This is a genomic window from Pseudomonas sp. A39 (assembly GCF_058145955.1).
The window spans coordinates 56,597-74,105 of record NZ_JBYVMD010000031.1 but is presented as its reverse complement, the minus strand read 5'-3'; the positions used below and the strand labels follow the sequence as shown (position 1 = coordinate 74,105).

Annotated in this window: 15 protein-coding genes; 7 read left to right on the top strand and 8 right to left on the bottom strand. The window is 61.4% G+C overall.

Going from position 1 to position 17,509, the window contains the following annotated elements:
* Positions 1–7 precede the first annotated feature (7 nt).
* Positions 8–3,457, bottom strand: coding sequence for a transcription-repair coupling factor (gene mfd / locus AC3ZU9_RS21730; protein WP_012722854.1), 3,450 nt, complete (start codon positions 3,455–3,457; stop codon positions 8–10).
* A gap of 340 nt (positions 3,458–3,797) precedes the next feature.
* On the opposite strand from mfd, the gene AC3ZU9_RS21725 reads away from it, so the two are divergent.
* Positions 3,798–5,261, top strand: a complete 1,464-nt coding sequence (locus tag AC3ZU9_RS21725; protein ID WP_012722855.1) for a glyceraldehyde-3-phosphate dehydrogenase — start codon at positions 3,798–3,800, stop codon at positions 5,259–5,261.
* A gap of 522 nt (positions 5,262–5,783) precedes the next feature.
* On the opposite strand, the gene AC3ZU9_RS21720 is transcribed toward AC3ZU9_RS21725, so the two are convergent.
* On the bottom strand, positions 5,784–6,317 hold the full coding sequence (locus AC3ZU9_RS21720) for a chalcone isomerase family protein (protein ID WP_490091298.1): 534 nt from the start codon (positions 6,315–6,317) through the stop codon (positions 5,784–5,786).
* Between the two features lie 260 nt (positions 6,318–6,577).
* Between AC3ZU9_RS21720 and sthA the strand changes: the two genes are divergently transcribed.
* A complete protein-coding gene (gene sthA / locus AC3ZU9_RS21715; protein ID WP_012722857.1) occupies positions 6,578–7,972 on the top strand; it encodes a Si-specific NAD(P)(+) transhydrogenase in 1,395 nt (464 codons plus the stop codon).
* A 42-nt stretch (positions 7,973–8,014) separates the two neighbouring features.
* Here sthA and AC3ZU9_RS21710 read toward each other — a convergent pair whose 3' ends face one another.
* Both AC3ZU9_RS21710 and AC3ZU9_RS21705 read right to left on the bottom strand, forming a co-directional pair.
* Complete coding sequence (locus AC3ZU9_RS21710) at positions 8,015–8,737, bottom strand: glycerophosphodiester phosphodiesterase (RefSeq protein ID WP_012722858.1); 723 nt, start codon at positions 8,735–8,737, stop codon at positions 8,015–8,017.
* Between the two features lie 46 nt (positions 8,738–8,783).
* Positions 8,784–9,368 carry a PilZ domain-containing protein gene (locus AC3ZU9_RS21705; RefSeq protein WP_012722859.1) on the bottom strand — a complete coding sequence of 195 codons (585 nt, stop codon included), beginning with the start codon at positions 9,366–9,368 and terminating at the stop codon, positions 8,784–8,786.
* Positions 9,369–9,462: 94 nt separating this feature from the next.
* Here AC3ZU9_RS21705 and AC3ZU9_RS21700 point away from each other — a divergent pair, with 94 nt between their 5' ends.
* The 3 genes from AC3ZU9_RS21700 to AC3ZU9_RS21690 all read left to right on the top strand — a co-directional run bounded on the left by AC3ZU9_RS21700 (position 9,463) and on the right by AC3ZU9_RS21690 (position 12,710).
* Positions 9,463–10,713, top strand: coding sequence for a lipoprotein-releasing ABC transporter permease subunit (locus AC3ZU9_RS21700; protein WP_012722860.1), 1,251 nt, complete (start codon positions 9,463–9,465; stop codon positions 10,711–10,713).
* 7 nt (positions 10,714–10,720) lie between these two features.
* Positions 10,721–11,404, top strand: coding sequence for a lipoprotein-releasing ABC transporter ATP-binding protein LolD (gene lolD, locus AC3ZU9_RS21695; protein WP_012722861.1), 684 nt, complete (start codon positions 10,721–10,723; stop codon positions 11,402–11,404).
* A gap of 61 nt (positions 11,405–11,465) precedes the next feature.
* Complete coding sequence (locus AC3ZU9_RS21690; protein ID WP_012722862.1) at positions 11,466–12,710, top strand: lipoprotein-releasing ABC transporter permease subunit; 1,245 nt, start codon at positions 11,466–11,468, stop codon at positions 12,708–12,710.
* A 105-nt stretch (positions 12,711–12,815) separates the two neighbouring features.
* Here AC3ZU9_RS21690 and AC3ZU9_RS21685 read toward each other — a convergent pair whose 3' ends face one another.
* On the bottom strand, positions 12,816–14,162 hold the full coding sequence (locus AC3ZU9_RS21685) for a heavy metal sensor histidine kinase (RefSeq protein WP_490091297.1): 1,347 nt from the start codon (positions 14,160–14,162) through the stop codon (positions 12,816–12,818).
* Positions 14,159–14,839 carry a heavy metal response regulator transcription factor gene (locus AC3ZU9_RS21680; protein WP_012722864.1) on the bottom strand — a complete coding sequence of 227 codons (681 nt, stop codon included), beginning with the start codon at positions 14,837–14,839 and terminating at the stop codon, positions 14,159–14,161. The genes AC3ZU9_RS21685 and AC3ZU9_RS21680 overlap by 4 nt, the downstream gene beginning before the upstream one ends.
* 154 nt (positions 14,840–14,993) lie before the next feature.
* Between AC3ZU9_RS21680 and copI the strand changes: the two genes are divergently transcribed.
* Both copI and queF read left to right on the top strand, forming a co-directional pair.
* A complete protein-coding gene (gene copI, locus AC3ZU9_RS21675; RefSeq protein ID WP_046035142.1) occupies positions 14,994–15,506 on the top strand; it encodes a copper-resistant cuproprotein CopI in 513 nt (170 codons plus the stop codon).
* A gap of 69 nt (positions 15,507–15,575) precedes the next feature.
* Positions 15,576–16,406, top strand: a complete 831-nt coding sequence (gene queF / locus AC3ZU9_RS21670; protein ID WP_102060925.1) for an NADPH-dependent 7-cyano-7-deazaguanine reductase QueF — start codon at positions 15,576–15,578, stop codon at positions 16,404–16,406.
* Between the two features lie 62 nt (positions 16,407–16,468).
* Here the strand turns inward: queF and AC3ZU9_RS21665 are convergent, their stop codons facing one another.
* Both AC3ZU9_RS21665 and pcrP read right to left on the bottom strand, forming a co-directional pair.
* Entirely contained in the window at positions 16,469–16,735 is a 267-nt protein-coding gene (locus AC3ZU9_RS21665; protein ID WP_012722867.1) for a DUF4404 family protein, read from the bottom strand.
* Between the two features lie 110 nt (positions 16,736–16,845).
* Positions 16,846–17,454, bottom strand: coding sequence for an HAD superfamily inactivated hydrolase PcrP (pcrP, locus tag AC3ZU9_RS21660; RefSeq protein WP_012722868.1), 609 nt, complete (start codon positions 17,452–17,454; stop codon positions 16,846–16,848).
* Positions 17,455–17,509: the final 55 nt, after the last annotated feature.

Sequence of the window (17,509 nt, the reverse complement as noted above, 5' to 3'; positions counted from 1 at the left end):
GCGTCCTTCAAGCAGATTTCGGGATGAGGCGTTCGAACAACGCCTCTAATGTATTAAAGCGTTCTTCGGCACGTTCCATCGGTACCATGAACTTGAACAGCGTAGCCCCTTCGAACTTGTAGCGGTTGGGCTGGCCCTGGATCAGCCTGATCAGCACCAACGGGTCCACCGGCGTCTGCGCTTCGAACTCGATGCGCCCACCCTGCGGCCCGGCATCGACCTTCTTGATCCCCAATTGCTCAGCCTGCAATTTGAGCAGGGTCAGGCGCACCAGGTTCTTGGTTGGCTCCGGCAGCAGGCCGAAGCGGTCGATCATCTCCACTTGCAGGTCCTTGAGGCCTTCTTCGTCGGTGGCCGAGGCGATGCGTTTGTACAGGATCAGCCGCGCATGCACGTCCGGCAGGTAGTCTTCGGGGATCAACGCCGGCAAGCGCAGGTTGATTTCCGGGCCACCGCCCAGCGGTTGATCAAGATTCGGTTGCTCGCCCTTGCGGATCGCTTTCACCGCGCGTTCAAGCATTTCCATATACAGGGTGAAACCGACCGCCTGGATCTGCCCGCTCTGGCCGTCGCCCAGCAGTTCGCCGGCACCACGGATTTCCAGGTCGTTGGTGGCCAGCACAAAACCGGCGCCCAGGTCCTGGGTGTTGGCGATGGCTTCCAGGCGCTTTTCCGCGTCGGAAGTGATCTGCTGGCGCGGTGGCGTGAGCAAATACGCATACGCCTGGTGGTGACTGCGCCCGACCCGGCCGCGCAACTGGTGCAGCTGCGCCAGGCCAAACTTGTCGGCGCGCTCGATGATGATGGTGTTGGCGCTCGGCACGTCGATGCCGGTCTCGATGATGGTCGAGGCGATCAGCACGTTGAAGCGCTTGTGGTAGAAGTCGCTCATCACCTGTTCGAGATCGCGCTCGCGCATCTGTCCGTGGCCGATGGCAATGCGCGCTTCCGGTACCAGTTCGGCGAGGTCGGCGGCGCATTTCTCGATGGTCTTCACGTCGTTGTGCAGGTAGTACACCTGCCCGCCGCGCAGCAGTTCTCGCAGCAGCGCTTCTTTCACCGTGCTTTTGTTTTGCTCCATCACAAAGGTGCGCACCGACAAGCGACGCGCCGGTGGCGTGGCGATGATCGACAGGTCGCGCATGCCCGACACCGCCATGTTCAGTGTGCGCGGAATCGGCGTGGCAGTGAGGGTCAGAATGTCGACCTCGCTGCGCAGGGCCTTGAGTTGTTCCTTCTGGCGCACGCCAAAACGGTGTTCTTCGTCGATGATCACCAGGCCCAGGTTCTTGATCTTCACATCGTCCGACAGCAGCTTGTGCGTGCCGATCACGATGTCGATCTTGCCTTCGGCCAAATCGGCGATGGCTGCATTCACTTCCTTGGCCGACTTGAAGCGGCTCATCACTTCCACGGTCACCGGCCAGTCGGCAAAGCGGTCGCGGAAGCTGTTGTAGTGCTGCTGGGCGAGCAGGGTGGTGGGGACCAGGATCGCCACTTGCTTGCCGCCATGCACTGCAATGAAAGCCGCACGCATCGCCACTTCGGTCTTGCCGAAGCCGACGTCGCCGCATACCAGGCGGTCCATCGGCTTGGGCGCGAGCATGTCGGCGCGCACCGCTTCGATGGTGGTTTGCTGGTCGGGAGTTTCTTCGAAGGCGAAACCGGCGCTGAAGGTCGCGTAGTCGGCTTTCGGGTCGGCGAACGCATAACCTTCGCGCGCGGCGCGGCGTGCATAGATGTCGAGCAATTCGGCGGCAACGTCGCGCACCTGTTCGGCGGCTTTGCGCTTGGCTTTCTGCCAAGTCTCGGAGCCCAGGCGGTGCAACGGTGCCAGGGCATCGTCGCTGCCGGTGTAACGGGCGATCAGGTGCAGGCTGGCCACCGGCACGTAGAGCTTGGCGCCCTCGGCGTATTCCATGGTGAGGAATTCGGCGGCCTGGTTATCGATCTCCAGGGTCTGCAGGCCCAGGTAGCGTCCGACGCCGTGGTCGATATGCACCACCGGCGCGCCTTCGCGCAATTCGGTGAGGTTCTTGATCACCGCATCGTTGTTGGCGTCGGCGCGTTTTTCGCGGCGACGGCGTTGCATCACGCGCTGCCCGAACAGCGGGCTCTCGGCGATCAGCGCCAGCGCCGGGTCGTCCAGCAGCAGGCCTTCATCCAGCGGCGCGATGGTGATCGCCAAGCGTTCTTTGCTCTTGACGAAGTCCGGCCAGCTGTCGACGGTTTTCGGTCGCAGCTTCAGGCGTTCGAGCAGCTCCAGCAGCACTTCGCGGCGCCCGGCGGACTCGGCGGTAAACAGCACGCGGCCAGGGAAGTCGCCGAGGAAGTTGGACAGCGCTTCCAGCGGTTGCGTGGCTTTGGCCTGGATTGCCAGGTCCGGCAGTGTGCCCGCCGGGAAGCGCTCGCGGCCGCTGCCGGCGTCCACATCCTGTTGGCTGGCGACCACGCGGGGCCAGTTTTTAAGACGGGCAAAGCAGTCTTCCACCGGCAGGAACAGCTCGGCGGGCGGTAATAACGGACGGGATGGATCGACGCGGCGTTCTTCGTAACGGTTACGCACGTCGTTCCAGAAGTTTTCCGCTGCTTGCTCGATACCCGGCAGCGAGAACACTTGGGTGTCCTGTGGCAGGTAGTCGAACAGGGTGGAGGTTTCGTCGAAGAACAGCGGCAGGTAGTACTCGATACCGGCCGGTGTAATCCCACTGCTCAAGTCCTGGAAGATCGGACAGCGACGGAAGTCGACGTCGAAGCGCTCACGGAAGCGCGCCTTGAAGCGCGTGACCGCATCTTTCTGTAATGGAAATTCCCGCGCAGGCAGCAGCTTGATCGAGTCGACTTTGTCGATGGATCGCTGGTTTTCTGGATCGAAGGTGCGCAGGGTCTCGATTTCGTCATCGAACAGGTCGATGCGGTACGGCAGTTTGCTGCCCATCGGGAACAGGTCGATCAGGGCCCCGCGCACTGCGAACTCACCGTGTTCGTACACAGTGTCGACGCAGCGGTAGCCGCTGGCTTCCAGGCGCGTGCGCATCTGCTCGACGTCGAGCTTCTGGCCGATATCCAGGACCAGGCTGCTGCCCAGCAGGAACTTGGTCGGCGCCAGGCGATGCAACGCGGTGGTGATCGGCACCACCAGCACGCCGTGGGCCAGTTCCGGCAGGCGGTACAGGCTGGCGATGCGCTGGGAAATGATGTCCTGGTGCGGCGAGAACAGGTCGTAGGGCAGGGTTTCCCAGTCGGGGAAATGCAGCACCGGCAAATCGGGGGCGAAGAAGCTCAGCTCCTGCTCCAACCGTTCGGCGCTTTGGCTGTCGGCGGTGAGCAGCAGGGTAAAGCGCTTGGCTGCGCTGGCAGCCTCGGCGATAGCCAGGCTCAGGGCGGCACCGGGCAGGTTGCCCCAGTGCTGTTTACCTGCCGCGGCAGGGAGAAGCGGTAGACGCAGAACGGGCACGGAAGGTTGAGCTCCAAGCGTTGCGACAAAGTCGGTAATTGTAACGGCCCAAGGTGCCGCCTGTCAGTTTCTGACTGAGCCTATTACGGTTTGTAGGAAATGTAGTGGCTAAGACAAACAATGGCGTGTTTTGACTCAATATGTAGTGCCGAAATGCGCGATTGTTTAGGAGGGTTACGGACAAGTTGGTCTGCGTCCCCAATGAGTGGCCTTCTGGAACCCGCGTATTTACTGGGCTGCAGCGCGGCGGTATTTTTTGGCAAGGGGTTTTTGTTGTAGGACGCGCATTGCTCCGAGGACGGTCGGGCGGCATAATGTAGCCCCTTTTTTCAGCCCCTACATGTGGAAGGTTCCCGTGACTCAGAAGCCCGACCAGTGTCTTGGTGAATGGATCGACCGTGAAGCACTCGCAGAAGCGATGATCCCGCTTATCGGTCAGCTGTACCGCAATAACAATGTGGTGAGCTCGATCTATGGCCGCAGCCTGATCAACCAGTCTGTCATCGCGATTCTCAAAGCCCACCGCTTTGCGCGTCACCGTTCCGCCGACGACAGCGAACTCTCCGTCCACGAAACATTCCCACTGCTCAAAGCCATGAGCGAGCTCAAGCTCGGCGCGGCCTCGGTAGACCTGGGCAAGCTGGCCTACAAATTCCGCAAAGAAGGCGCCGGCCGTACCGCTGAGCAGTTCGTGCGTGAAGAGATGGCCGATGTGGTTGGCCAGCAAAACGCCGCGGCCCGTAAAGGCACCGACGTTGTGCTGTACGGCTTCGGTCGTATCGGTCGCCTGCTGGCGCGCATCCTGATCGAAAAAACCGGTGGCGGCGACGGCCTGCGCCTGCGTGCCATCGTGGTGCGCAAAGGCGCCGAGAACGACCTGACCAAGCGTGCCAGCCTGCTGCGCCGCGATTCGGTACACGGTCCGTTCAACGGCACCATCGTCATCGACGAAGAAAACAACACCATTACCGCCAACGGTAACCTGATCCAGGTGATCTACGCGAAGAACCCGTCCGAGGTGGATTACACCCAGTACGGCATCAAGGACGCCTTGCTGGTGGATAACACCGGCGTATGGCGTGACGCCGAAGGCCTGGGCCAGCACTTGGCCTGCCCGGGTGTCGATCGCGTTGTCCTCACCGCGCCTGGCAAAGGCAAGCTGAAGAACATCGTTCACGGCATCAACCACGCTGAAATCACTGCTGACGACAAGATCGTGTCCGCCGCTTCCTGCACCACCAACGCCATCGTGCCGGTGCTGAAGGCAGTGAATGACAAGTTCGGCATCGTCAACGGCCACGTCGAAACCGTTCACTCGTACACCAACGACCAGAACCTGATCGACAACTTCCACAAGGGCGATCGTCGTGGCCGTAGCGCCGCGTTGAACATGGTGATCACCGAGACCGGTGCTGCCACCGCTGCTGCCAAGGCCCTGCCTGAGCTGGCCGGCAAGCTGACCGGTAACGCGATCCGTGTACCGACGCCGAACGTGTCGATGGCCATCCTCAACCTGAACCTTGAGAAAGCCGCCACCCGCGAAGAGATGAACGAGTACCTGCGCTACATGGCGCTGCACTCCGATCTGCACAAGCAAATCGACTTCGTCAATTCCCAGGAAGTGGTTTCCACCGACTTCGTTGGCTCGCGCCACGCCGGTGTGGTGGACGCGGAAGCGACCATCAGCCAAGACAACCGCGTTGTCCTGTACGTGTGGTACGACAACGAGTTCGGCTACAGCTGCCAGGTGGTTCGCGTGATGGAAGACATGGCTGGGGTCAACCCGCCTGCGTTCCCGCGCTAAGCATCAGCAATAAATGAAAAAGCCCCGACTGGTTCGGGGCTTTTTTATGGCTGGGGATTTTGTGCAGGCTGGCAGGGCCTCATCGGGGGCAAGCCCCCTCCCACAGTTGATCGCATTTCAATGTGGGAGGGGGCTTGCCCCCGATGGGCATAATTATCTGCACAACACTGTAGCAACCACGGTAACCAAGGTAACCACGATGCGAAGCGAGCCGCTGTTGATCTTGATCCTGCTTTTGATCTCAGGCGGCCCCCCAAATCCCTGTCGGATTACGGGCACACCGAGCGTGAGCGAGGTGCCGAGTGTTGGGGCAAGAGCCTTTTGGTTACTTTTGGGCTCCTTTCAAAAGTGAGCCGCTGTAAAAGCGGAACCCATAGTGGCCGTTACCTAAATAACGGATATGTACCCAGTCTGATCCAACATCATGGTCGTCTGCCAGGCCGCCAGCGGGAGCAAGCTCCCTCGCCACAGGTCCAACGCCATAGCCAGAATTGTGTAGATACCGATGCCCCGATGGGGCCCTCAGTCCACAAGCTTGCTGCGCAGGCTGTCGGACAACCCCTTGGGCGCCAACCAGATACCCAGGTAGGCCCTTGCCAGCGCGTCATTGCGGCTGCTGAACACCACTTGGCCATTGATCTCCAAATTCAGGCCACGGCCGGGACGAAAATCCAGGGCATATCGATCTCCGGCTTGGATATCACGAAAGCGGGTGTGTAGTTTTTCGATCTCTGGCTTCAGGCTTGCGCTGGTTTGCTGGCGCTCCAGGGTGGCCGTGGCCGCCTTGATCACATCGCTGCGGTCGATATCGCGAAAGTAATACAACACAAGGCGCAGCGTCTTTTGCTGGTCCCACGCCTGCTTCGCACTCAGGTCCGCCGGGGCATACAGCGCGGCCGCGTACACATCCGCCCAGAGGTAAGTGAGCACCGCCTGGCTTTTCAGCACCAAGGCCTGGGACTGTGCCGGGAAGTCGGCTTGCTTGAGCCGATCCGCCTCATTGGCGTGTGCGGTGATCGACAACATCAGCATTAAACAGAAAACTAGATGCCGCATAATGGCCCGTCCCGAAAAGATCCGTGGCTACAGGTTAATTCATTTTCCGGCAGCGGCAGGGTTCAGGGATAATCTGCGCTGTGTAGTAAAGGCAAGACTGGCCTACGACGCGACCAAGGGTTAATGTGCGCGGCGTTGCGCCTTATATAGACTGTGCCCCGGTTCACACACTTGAGCCAAATTGTCCTTCATGACCGCTGGCCGCGGCATGATTTAGCCCGGCGTCCAACCGTACGCCTGGCCTGTTCTGAGGAGTACGCATGGCTGTCTACAACTACGACGTGGTGGTACTGGGTTCCGGCCCGGCTGGAGAAGGTGCGGCGATGAACGCCGCGAAAGCAGGGCGCAAGGTGGCGATGGTCGATAGCCGTCGCCAGGTCGGCGGTAACTGCACCCACCTGGGCACCATCCCGTCCAAGGCCTTGCGTCACTCGGTGCGCCAGATCATGCAGTTCAATACCAACCCGATGTTCCGGGCCATTGGTGAGCCGCGCTGGTTCTCGTTCCCGGACGTGCTCAAAAGCGCCGAGAAAGTCATCTCCAAGCAGGTTGCTTCGCGTACCGGCTACTACGCCCGTAACCGCGTCGACCTGTTCTTCGGCACCGGCAGCTTCGCCGACGAGCAAACCGTCGAAGTGGTCTGCGCCAACGGCGTGGTCGAGAAGCTGGTGGCCAAGCACATCATCATCGCCACCGGGTCGCGCCCGTATCGCCCGGCGGACATCGATTTCCACCACCCGCGTATCTACGATAGCGACACCATCCTGAGCCTGGGCCACACCCCGCGTAAACTGATCATCTACGGCGCCGGTGTGATCGGCTGTGAATACGCCTCGATCTTCAGCGGCCTGGGTGTGCTGGTGGAGCTGGTGGATAACCGCGACCAGTTGCTGAGCTTCCTCGACTCGGAAATTTCCCAGGCGTTGAGCTACCACTTCAGCAACAACAACATCACCGTGCGCCACAACGAAGAGTACGAGCGGGTCGAAGGCCTGGACAACGGGGTGATCCTGCACCTCAAGTCCGGCAAGAAGATCAAGGCCGACGCCTTGTTGTGGTGCAACGGCCGTACCGGCAACACCGACAAGCTGGGCATGGAAAACATCGGCGTCAAGGTCAACAGCCGTGGCCAGATCGAGGTGGACGAGAACTACCGCACCTGCGTGACCAACATCTACGGCGCCGGTGACGTGATCGGCTGGCCGAGCCTGGCCAGTGCCGCGCACGACCAGGGCCGTTCGGCCGCTGGCAGCATCGTCGACAATGGCAGCTGGCGCTACGTGAACGACGTGCCGACCGGGATCTACACCATTCCGGAGATCAGCTCGATCGGCAAGAACGAGCACGAACTGACCAAGGCCAAGGTGCCTTACGAAGTGGGCAAGGCGTTCTTCAAGAGCATGGCGCGTGCGCAGATCGCCGGCGAGCCGCAAGGCATGCTGAAGATCCTGTTCCACCGTGAAACCCTGGAAGTCCTCGGCGTGCATTGCTTCGGCTACCAAGCCTCGGAAATCGTGCACATCGGCCAGGCGATCATGAGCCAGCCGGGTGAGCAAAATACCCTCAAGTATTTTGTGAACACCACGTTCAACTACCCGACCATGGCGGAAGCCTATCGGGTCGCGGCCTACGACGGCCTCAACCGGCTTTTTTGAGCGGCTCCGGCCGGTGGCCTGAGCCGGCCGGGGAGACCGATTTCAGTAATTCCCGAGAGTGGCAGTGGCCAAACCGGGAAAGTCTGTAATCAGGCTATCTACGCCGAAGTCGGCGAGCCTGCGCATCAGCGCGGGTTCGTTGACTGTCCACACGGACACGTGCAAGCCCTGGCGCTGGGCTTTTTCCAGACGCTCGGGGGTGCACAATGTCCAGTTCAACGCCAGATACTCACAGCCATAGTTCTGCGCGACCTTCAACGGGTCGAGCCAGGCATATTCGGCGACCAGGCCGCGTGACAGGTCCGGGGTGAGTTCAACCGCCGCTTTCAGCACTTCCCGCGAGCTTGAGGTCACGGTGACCTTGTCCATCAGACCGAAACGTACGGCCATCTCACGGATCGCCAGCACGGTGGTGGCGGCGCGGGTGCGCGACGCGCTTTTGACTTCCAGTTGCCAGTGATCGAAGTCGCACTGTTCGAACAGTTCTTCCAGGCGTGGGATCGGGCAGGGCTTGACCCAGCCCGGGCCGCCTTTGCGCGCGTCCATCTTCACCAGGTCTGCCGCCGAATACTCGACGACTTTGCCGCGCCGGTCGGCGGTGCGCTTGAGGGTCGGGTCGTGGATGACCATCAGCTCGCCGTCCATGGACAGGTGCAAATCCAGTTCGCAGCGGCGTACACCGTGCTTGAGGCACTCCTGGAAGCTAGTCAGGGTGTTTTCCGGTGCTTCGCCTTTGGCACCGCGGTGGCCGTAGATCAGGGTCACAGTTGCTCCTTTACGCCAGGTCGTCCGGCGGGGTGAATTCGAGAGTTCAGGTGTCTTGGGCGTCGCTTTGTTCCCGCGCCAGGCGCCGTTCCTGGGCCTGTTTCTGCAAGATGTAGCGCGCCAGCAGTTGGCGCTGGGCGTCGGTCATGGCTTCGAATTCCGTGCCGACGTCAAAGCCTGTGCCTTTGGGATCGCAATGGGTGACCCGCGCGCGCAGCAGCAGGCCGAGTGCCTGGGGCATCAGCACCAGCTTGACCGCCAGGTGGGCGCCGGCCGGCAGGGGCGTGGGGTGTTGGAAGTCGATGCCACCTTCGGAAATGATCACCGGCTGCGGAGCGCCGACCTCATCCAGCAAGCCGCGCGCCATGATCTGGCTGAGCAGGTCGACACGTTTGTTCTGCACACGCAGGAAGGCCGCAAGGGTGCGATCCTTCTCGCTGAGCTGGCGTAGCAGGTGCTGGGCCTCGAATTCACTCAGGTGCAGCTCGCTGAGCAGATTGAAGAGTGGCGAATCATCCAGCAACACTTCCTTGCTCGCTGCTTCGGGGGCAGACAGGCTTTTGATTTGGAGTGCGATCATGTCGTCGATACGGTAGTATTCGCGGCGCTCTTCTTCATCTAATGTCGACATGGCGAACCCCAGGTAACGGTAATGGTCTGAGTGTAAAGCTGCTTACCAGACCCCGCCACCGGGACGTCTTCTTTTCCTCCGAACAAGCCCCGACATGTTCAGACCTCTCTTCGTATTTATCGGCACGCGTTATACCCGTGCAAAGCGCCGCAATCATTTTGTGTCGTTCATTTCCCTCACCTCGATGATCGGGCTCGCCTTGGGCGTGGTCGTGATGATCGTGGTGCTGTCGGTCATGAACGGCTTCGATCATGAGATGCGCACCCGCGTGCTGGGCATGGTGCCCCACGCGACCATCGAGGGCGATGCGCCCATCAGCGACTGGCAAAGCCTGGCGGCCAAGGTCAAGCAGAACCCCAAGGTGCTGGCGGTTGCGCCCTTCACCCAGATGCAGGGGTTGCTGACCAACGACGGCAAGGTGCAGAAGATCCTGCTCAATGCCATCGACCCGGCCCAGGAACGCAACGTCTCGATCATCGACAAGTTCATGTTGCAGGGCAAGCTCGACGACCTGGCGCCCGGCAGCTTCGGCATCGTGATCGGCGACAAGGCGGCGGCCAAGCTCGGCGTGGGCCTCGGCGACAAGCTGACCTTCGTCGCGCCGGAAGTCACCGTGACCCCGGCCGGCATGTTCCCGCGCATGAAGCGCTTTACCGTGGTCGGCACCTTCCACGTTGGCGCCGGCGAGATCGACGGCTACCTCGGCCTGACCAACCTCACTGACCTGGCGCGCCTGCATCGCTGGCAGCCGGACCAGGTGCAGGGCCTGCGCCTGAAGTTCAACGACCTGTTCGACGCACCGCGCGGCGCCTGGGAAATCGCCCAGCACCTGGGTGAAAACCAGTACTACGCCCGCGACTGGACCCGTACCCACGGCAACCTGTACCAGGCCATCCGCATGGAAAAAGCCATGATCGGCCTGCTGTTGCTGCTGATCGTCGCCGTGGCGGCCTTCAACATCATCTCCACGCTGGTGATGGTGGTGAACGACAAGAAGGGCGATATCGCCATCCTGCGTACCCTCGGCGCCACGCCGGGGCAGATCATGGCGATCTTCATGGTGCAGGGCACCGTGATCGGTGTGGTCGGCACCTTGATCGGTACGGCCGTCGGCATTCTGGCTGCGTTGAACGTGAGTGCCGCCATCGCCGGCCTCGAAACCCTGATCGGCCACAAGTTTCTCAACGCCGACGTTTACTTCATCGACTACTTGCCGTCCCAGGTTCAGGCCCAGGACGTGTTGATGGTGGGCGGCGCTGCGTTGGTCCTGAGTTTCCTTGCCACCCTGTATCCAGCCTGGCGCGCGGCACGTACCCAGCCAGCACAGGCCTTACGTTATGAGTGAATCGGGCATGAGTGAAAAAGCAATCCTGAGCTGCCGCAACCTGGGCAAATCCTATGAGGAAGGCCCGGAATCGGTGGTGGTGTTGTCCAACCTGCAACTTGAGCTGCACCCTGGCGAACGCGTGGCGATCGTCGGCAGTTCCGGTTCCGGCAAAAGTACCTTGCTGAACCTGCTGGGCGGCCTTGATACGCCGTCCCAGGGCAGCGTGTGGCTGGCCGGTGAAGAGCTGTCGGCCCTCGGTGAGAAGGCTCGTGGGCAACTGCGCAACCGTTCGTTGGGCTTTGTGTACCAGTTCCACCATTTGCTGCCGGAATTCACCGCCCTGGAAAACGTGTGCATGCCGCTGTTGATCGGCAAGACCGCGATCCCGCAAGCCCGCCAGCGTGCTCAGGCCCTGCTGGAGCGTGTCGGCCTCGGCCATCGCCTGGAGCACAAGCCGGCGGAGCTGTCCGGCGGCGAGCGTCAGCGTGTGGCGATTGCCCGTGCCCTGGTCAACAACCCAGGCCTGGTGATGCTCGATGAGCCCACCGGCAACCTCGACTCCCACACCGCCCAGGGCATCAAGGACTTGATGCTGGAACTGAGCACCCAGATGCGCACCGCGTTCCTGGTGGTGACCCATGACATGAGCATGGCCCGGCAGATGGACCGCGTGTTGCACCTGCAGGAAGGTCATCTGGTCGCCATCTGACCCGTTTCAAGCCCGGCGCCTTAAGCGCTGGGCTTTTTCATTTTTTCAACGGTGCCCGCGAATGTTCAGACCGTTATCGATTTTCATCGGCACGCGCTATACCCGCGCCAAGCGCCGCAACCGTTTTGTCTCGTTTATCTCGATGACCTCGATGATCGGCCTCGCCCTGGGCGTGCTGGCGATGATCGTGGTGCTGTCGGTGATGAACGGCTTCCAGCGCGAAATGAGCTCGCGCATCCTTGGCATGGTGCCCCACGCGACCATCGTCGGCGTGAACCCGATCAACGATTGGCAGCCCGTGGCCGCCGCCGCGATGAAGAACCCGGAAGTGACCGCGGCAGTGCCCTTCACGCAGATGGACGGCATGTTCTCCTACAAGGGCGCCATGCAGCCGATCGAGATCAGCGGCATCGACCCGGCACAGGAAGGCAAGGTGTCGATCGTGGCCCAGCATATCGTGCGCGGCAAACTGGATGACCTGAAGCCTGGCGAGTTCGGCGTGGTGGTCGGCGAAATCACCGCCCGGCGCTTCCGCCTCAACGTGGGCGACAAGTTGACCCTGATCGTGCCGGAAATCAGCACCGCACCGGGGGGCATCACCCCGCGGATGCAGCGCTTGAACGTGGTGGGGATCTTCAAGGTCGGCGCCGAACTGGACGGCTCCATGGCCATGATCCACATGGCCGACGCCGCAGAGATCCAGCATTGGCAGCCGAACCAGGTGCAAAGCGTGCGCCTGGCGGTGAAAGACCTGTATGCGGCGCCCAAGGTCTCGGCGGACATCGCCGCCAGCCTGGGCGCCGGCTACAAGCCGGATGACTGGACCCACACCCAGGGCAGCCTGTTCAGCGCAATGAAAATGGAAAAGACCATGATCGGCTTGCTGTTGCTGATGATCGTCGCCGTGGCTGCGTTCAACATCATTGCCACGCTGATTATGGTGGTAAACGACAAGGGCGCGGACATCGCGATCCTGCGTACCATCGGCGCGACGCCGCGGCAGATCATGGCGATCTTCATGGTGCAGGGCACCGTGATCGGTGTCGTCGGTACCTTGATCGGCGGCATCCTGGGTGTGATTGCGGCGCTGAATGTGAGTGAGCTGGTGGGCTGGCTGGAACGGGTTACCGGGCAGCATATCTTCAGTTCGGATGTGTATTTTGTCAGCAATCTGCCTTCGGAGCTTCAAGGCGGGGATGTGCTGCTGATCTGCACGGCCGGGTTTGTGTTGAGCTTTTTGGCGACGATTTATCCGGCGTATCGGGCGGCGAAGATTGAGCCGGCGCATGCCTTGAGATATTCGTAAGATTCAAGACCGCTATCGGGGGCAAGCCCCTCCCACATTGTGAAGCGTGAATATATTCAAACTGTGGGAGGGGGCTTGCCCCCGATAGGGCCGGTACCGCTTGCATCAATCTCCGGCGGGTAACTCAATCACAAACCGCGTCCACCCCGCCCCAGACTCACAATAAATCCTCCCTCCATGCGCCCGCACAATCGACTGGGTAATCGCCAACCCCAGCCCCGCATGTTCGCTGCTGCCTTCATGCCGCGCCGGGTCCGCCCGGTAGAACCGATCAAACAACCTCGGTAACAACTGTGCTGGAATGCCTTCCCCGGTGTTTTCAACCGTGAGCGTCACGCCGTCCACCATGCGCACCCGCACTTCGCCGCCCGCTGGAGTAAACCGCAGGGCGTTATCGAGCAGGTTCGACAGCGCCCGGCGCAACATGCCGCGATCACCCATCGTGTGGGCTGTGCCTTCGCGCACCAGGCTGACGTGGGCGTCTTCGGCCAGCAACGCGAAAAACTCCAGCAACGCCTCCACTTCATCTGCCAGCGCCAGAGGCTCGCGCTTAGGCACCAGCAATCCATGATCCGCCTTGGCCAGGTACAACATGTCATTGACCAACTGCGCCATCCATTGCAGCTCTTCCAGATTGCTGTGCAGCGCCTCGCGGTAATCCTCCAGCGGCCGTGGCTGAGTGAGGGTGACCTGTGTCTGGGTCAGCAGGTTCGACAACGGCGTGCGCAGTTCGTGGGCGATGTCGGCGGAGAACGCCGAGAGGCGCTGGAACGCATCGTCCAGGCGGCCGAGCATGGCGTTGAAGGTTTGAGCCAGTTCGGCCAGTTCCACCGGCATGTGCTGCTGGGGCAGGCGCTGCGTCAGGGAGTGGGCAGACACACTCGCGGCCACTTCCCCCATGCGTCGTAACGGTCGCAGGCCACTGCGCGCGGCCCATGCACCGAGCAGGGCGGTCGCCAGGGCTGACAGGCCGACGGTGAGCCAGATCAGATGCTGCATGCGTTGCAGGAAATGCTGGTGGTGAGTGATATCGAGCACCAGCGTCAACTGTGGCGAGTCGGGTTGGTTTGCCCGCAACGGTGTGTTGTAGACGCGGTAGTCGGTGCCGGCGTTTTGCAGGCTGTGCAGGCCGGGGCCGGTGGGCAGATTGACGCCGGGCGCAGCGTCAAACCAGCGCTGGCCTTGGGCGGTGACGCGCAGCGCCAGCTCGGGTTGGCGATTGAGCTCGGCGCGCAGTTGGGCTTCACGTTGCGCGAACAATTCGGGCGAGTCGACACCCTGCAACGTGCTGCGCAGCGCCACCAGCTGGCTGTCGAGCTGTTGCTGGTCCAGTTCAATGAAGTGCGCCTCGCTGGCGCGGTTGAACAGCACACCCGCGATCAGCGACACCACCGCCGTGCAGGCCGCGAACAGCAGCGCCAGGCGACTGGCCAGGGACAGGCGCTTGATCAATTGACGCGCTCCTCCAGCACATAACCCATGCCGCGCACGGTGTGGATCAATTTATTCGGGAAGTTATCGTCGACTTTCAGGCGCAGGCGGCGGATTGCCACTTCGATAATGTTGGTGTCGCTGTCGAAGTTCATGTCCCACACCTGGGAGGCGATCAGCGATTTGGGCAGCACTTCGCCCTGGCGGCGCAGCAGCAGTTCGAGCAGGGAAAACTCCTTGGCCGTCAGGTCGATGCGCTGGCCGTCCCGCTCGACGCGACGGCGGATCAGGTCCAGGCGCAGATCGGCCAGTTGCAAGGCGGTTTCCTGCGGCGTGCTGCTGCCACGGCGCAACAGGCTGCGCACGCGCGCCAGCAGTTCGGAGAAGGCGAAGGGTTTGACCAAGTAGTCGTCGGCACCCAGTTCCAGGCCGTGCACGCGGTCTTCCACGGCGTCGCGGGCGGTCAGGAACAGTACCGGGATGTCCAGGCCTGCCGTGCGCACGGCCTGGAGGATCTGCCAGCCATCACGGCCCGGCAGCATCACATCGAGGATCAACAGGTCGTAGGCGCCGGTCAGTGCCAGGTGCTGACCGCTGGTACCGTCGGCCACCAGTTCGGTGGTAAACCCCGCCTCCGTCAGGCCCTGGCGCAGGTACTGGCCGGTTTTAGGTTGGTCTTCGACGATCAGCAGTTTCATGGGCGGCTCTTGGCAACGGGTGACGACGGCTTTATACCCTGGGGGCCAGGGCAGGGGGGGAACCTGACAAAGTTGTAATCTAGCAGTCAGTTGGCTGGCAGCGGCGCACGCTTAGAGTGTGCCTCAGATGAGTCAGATATTTTGGAGAAGACAGATGGCATTGCGTAAACCCCTGTTGTTGGCGACGTGCCTGCTGGCGTTGAGTGTTGAGGCGATGGCTGATGCCGCCCATACCTATGCGTTCGGTGAGGCTGCGCCCGCGAGCAAGGCCACGCGTACCGTGGAAGTGACGCTGCAGGACATTTCCTTTTCGCCCAAGTCCATTGACGTAAAAGCCGGTGAGACGGTGCGCTTTGTACTGGTCAACAAGGGCCAGTTGCTGCACGAATTCAACCTGGGCGATGCGGCAATGCACGCCGAGCATCAGAAGGAAATGTTGCAGATGCAGGCCAGTGGCATGCTCACTTCCACGGGCATGGGCAAGATGGATCATAGCGCCATGGGCCATGGTGCGATGAAACACGACGATCCCAATAGCGTATTGGTCGAGCCCGGCAAAACCGCCGAGCTGACCTGGACCTTCACCAAGGCCACGGGCCTGGAGTTTGCCTGCAACCTGCCGGGGCATTACCAGGCGGGCATGGTCGGCACGCTCAACGTCGATTGATCCGCTGGCGCTTAGGCGCGGGGGCAAAGGCTGGTAGACTGGCGCGGTTTATTTAGCCAGGTTTCCGCCATGCATCCCGCAGCCGAACATTCGCCGCTGGGCAAGTCCAGTGAATACATCTCCACCTACACACCTTCGTTGTTGTTCCCGATCCCGCGTGCGGCCAAATGGGCCGAACTGGGCCTGAGCGCCGAGACCCTGCCTTACAAGGGCGTGGATTTCTGGAACTGCTTCGAACTGTCCTGGCTGCTGCCGTCGGGCAAGCCGGTGGTGGCCATCGGTGAATTCAGCATCCCGGCCGACTCGCCGAACATCATCGAGTCCAAGTCGTTCAAGCTCTACCTCAACTCGCTCAACCAGACCGCGTTTGCCGATACGGCAAGCCTGGAAGCCACCCTGCGCATCGACCTCAGCGCCGCTGCCGGCAAGCCTGTGACCGTGCGTATTCGCACCTTGGCTGAAAGTGAAGCTGAAGGCGTAATGGCGTTGCCCGGCGTGTGCATCGATGATTTGGATATCAGTGTCAGCAACTACGAGCACCCACGCCCGGAACTGCTGCGTTGCGATGACGCGCGCGTTGTCGAGGAGAGCGTGCACAGCCACCTGCTCAAATCCAACTGCCCGGTGACCAGCCAGCCTGACTGGGGCAGCGTCGTGGTGGAATACCGTGGTCACGCGCTGGATCACGCCAGCCTGCTGGAATACATCGTGAGCTTTCGCCAGCACTCGGACTTCCATGAACAGTGCGTGGAGCGCATCTTCCTGGACTTGCAGCGCTTGCTGAAGCCGGAGAAGTTGACGGTGTATGCGCGGTATGTGCGGCGGGGTGGGCTGGATATCAACCCGTATCGCAGTACTGAGGATGTCGCGTTCCAGAACGTGCGCCTGGCTCGCCAGTAAACAACTGTGGGAGTGGGCTTGCCCCCTCCCACATTGGGATCTGCGCTGGGCTGGCGCGCAGATTAAATTCCCATGCTGCCCAGCGTGTTCATGATATTGCGCAATGTCCCGGAAATCACCGGGTGCTCGGCGTCGAACTCTATGGCTGCTTGATTCACATCATCGGAAATACTGGGTGTCTGAGTCGCCGGTTCAAGTTCAAGTTGTAACTCAAACTTGGCAATCAAAGCCTCCAGTGCTTCACGCTTCTCTTCCGACAGCGGCGGATCCTGTTCCAATTGCCCGCGCAGGATCTCGACCTGTTCTTCCAGTTTTTTGCGATCAGGCATGACATGTTTCCTTTTATCGATAGTCACTGGCATAGACCGCGGCACGCCGAGAAAGGTCTACGGGCTGACCTGTAGATTAATCCACTGGCGTCGACTGTGCATGATCCGTGTCAGGGCTTCTCGCCTTTGTGCTGGCGCAGCCTGATGTCGGCCAGGCAGGTTCCGAGTTCGCCCAGGTGATCGATCACCGAGTGCACGCCCAGCCCGTACAGCGCGAGGGTGGCCTTGCCGCGCTTGAGCTCGCGTTCCGGTTCGCTCAATGCCAGCCATTGCTCGGGCGCCATCCCGCACAATGAGCCGCAGGAGGCCAGGCCGATGGTCCACAGCCCGGCATTGAGCCCGGATTGCAGCAGGCGCGGTTCGCCGCTGACCAACACGCAGCCTTCCAGGCGCTCGATATTCAGCTCCATCAAGGCTTGCCAGCAGGCATGGGGCGCGGGCCAGCGAATGGCGGAGGGCGATGCCGCCTTGACCCAGTCGGGCAGCGTGGCGGCCAGGGGCGTGGTGACGGCGGGGGGGAGTTCATCCAGCCAGGCGCAGGGAACACCCTGTTCCTTGAGGCTGCGCAGGATTTTCAGCGCACCCGGTGTGGCTTGGGAGTCGGGGGAGGGTGAATCGGTGCGCGCCCGGGAACCGAAATCCACCAGGCAGCCACTCAGGCCAAACAGAACGGCAGTCAAGGCGGGGGCGCTGGCGATGGCAATCTCGGGTTGAGGCATGTCGACATCCCTGAAATAGCGCTAACGCTATCAAGGCAGGATGACAAGTCGATGA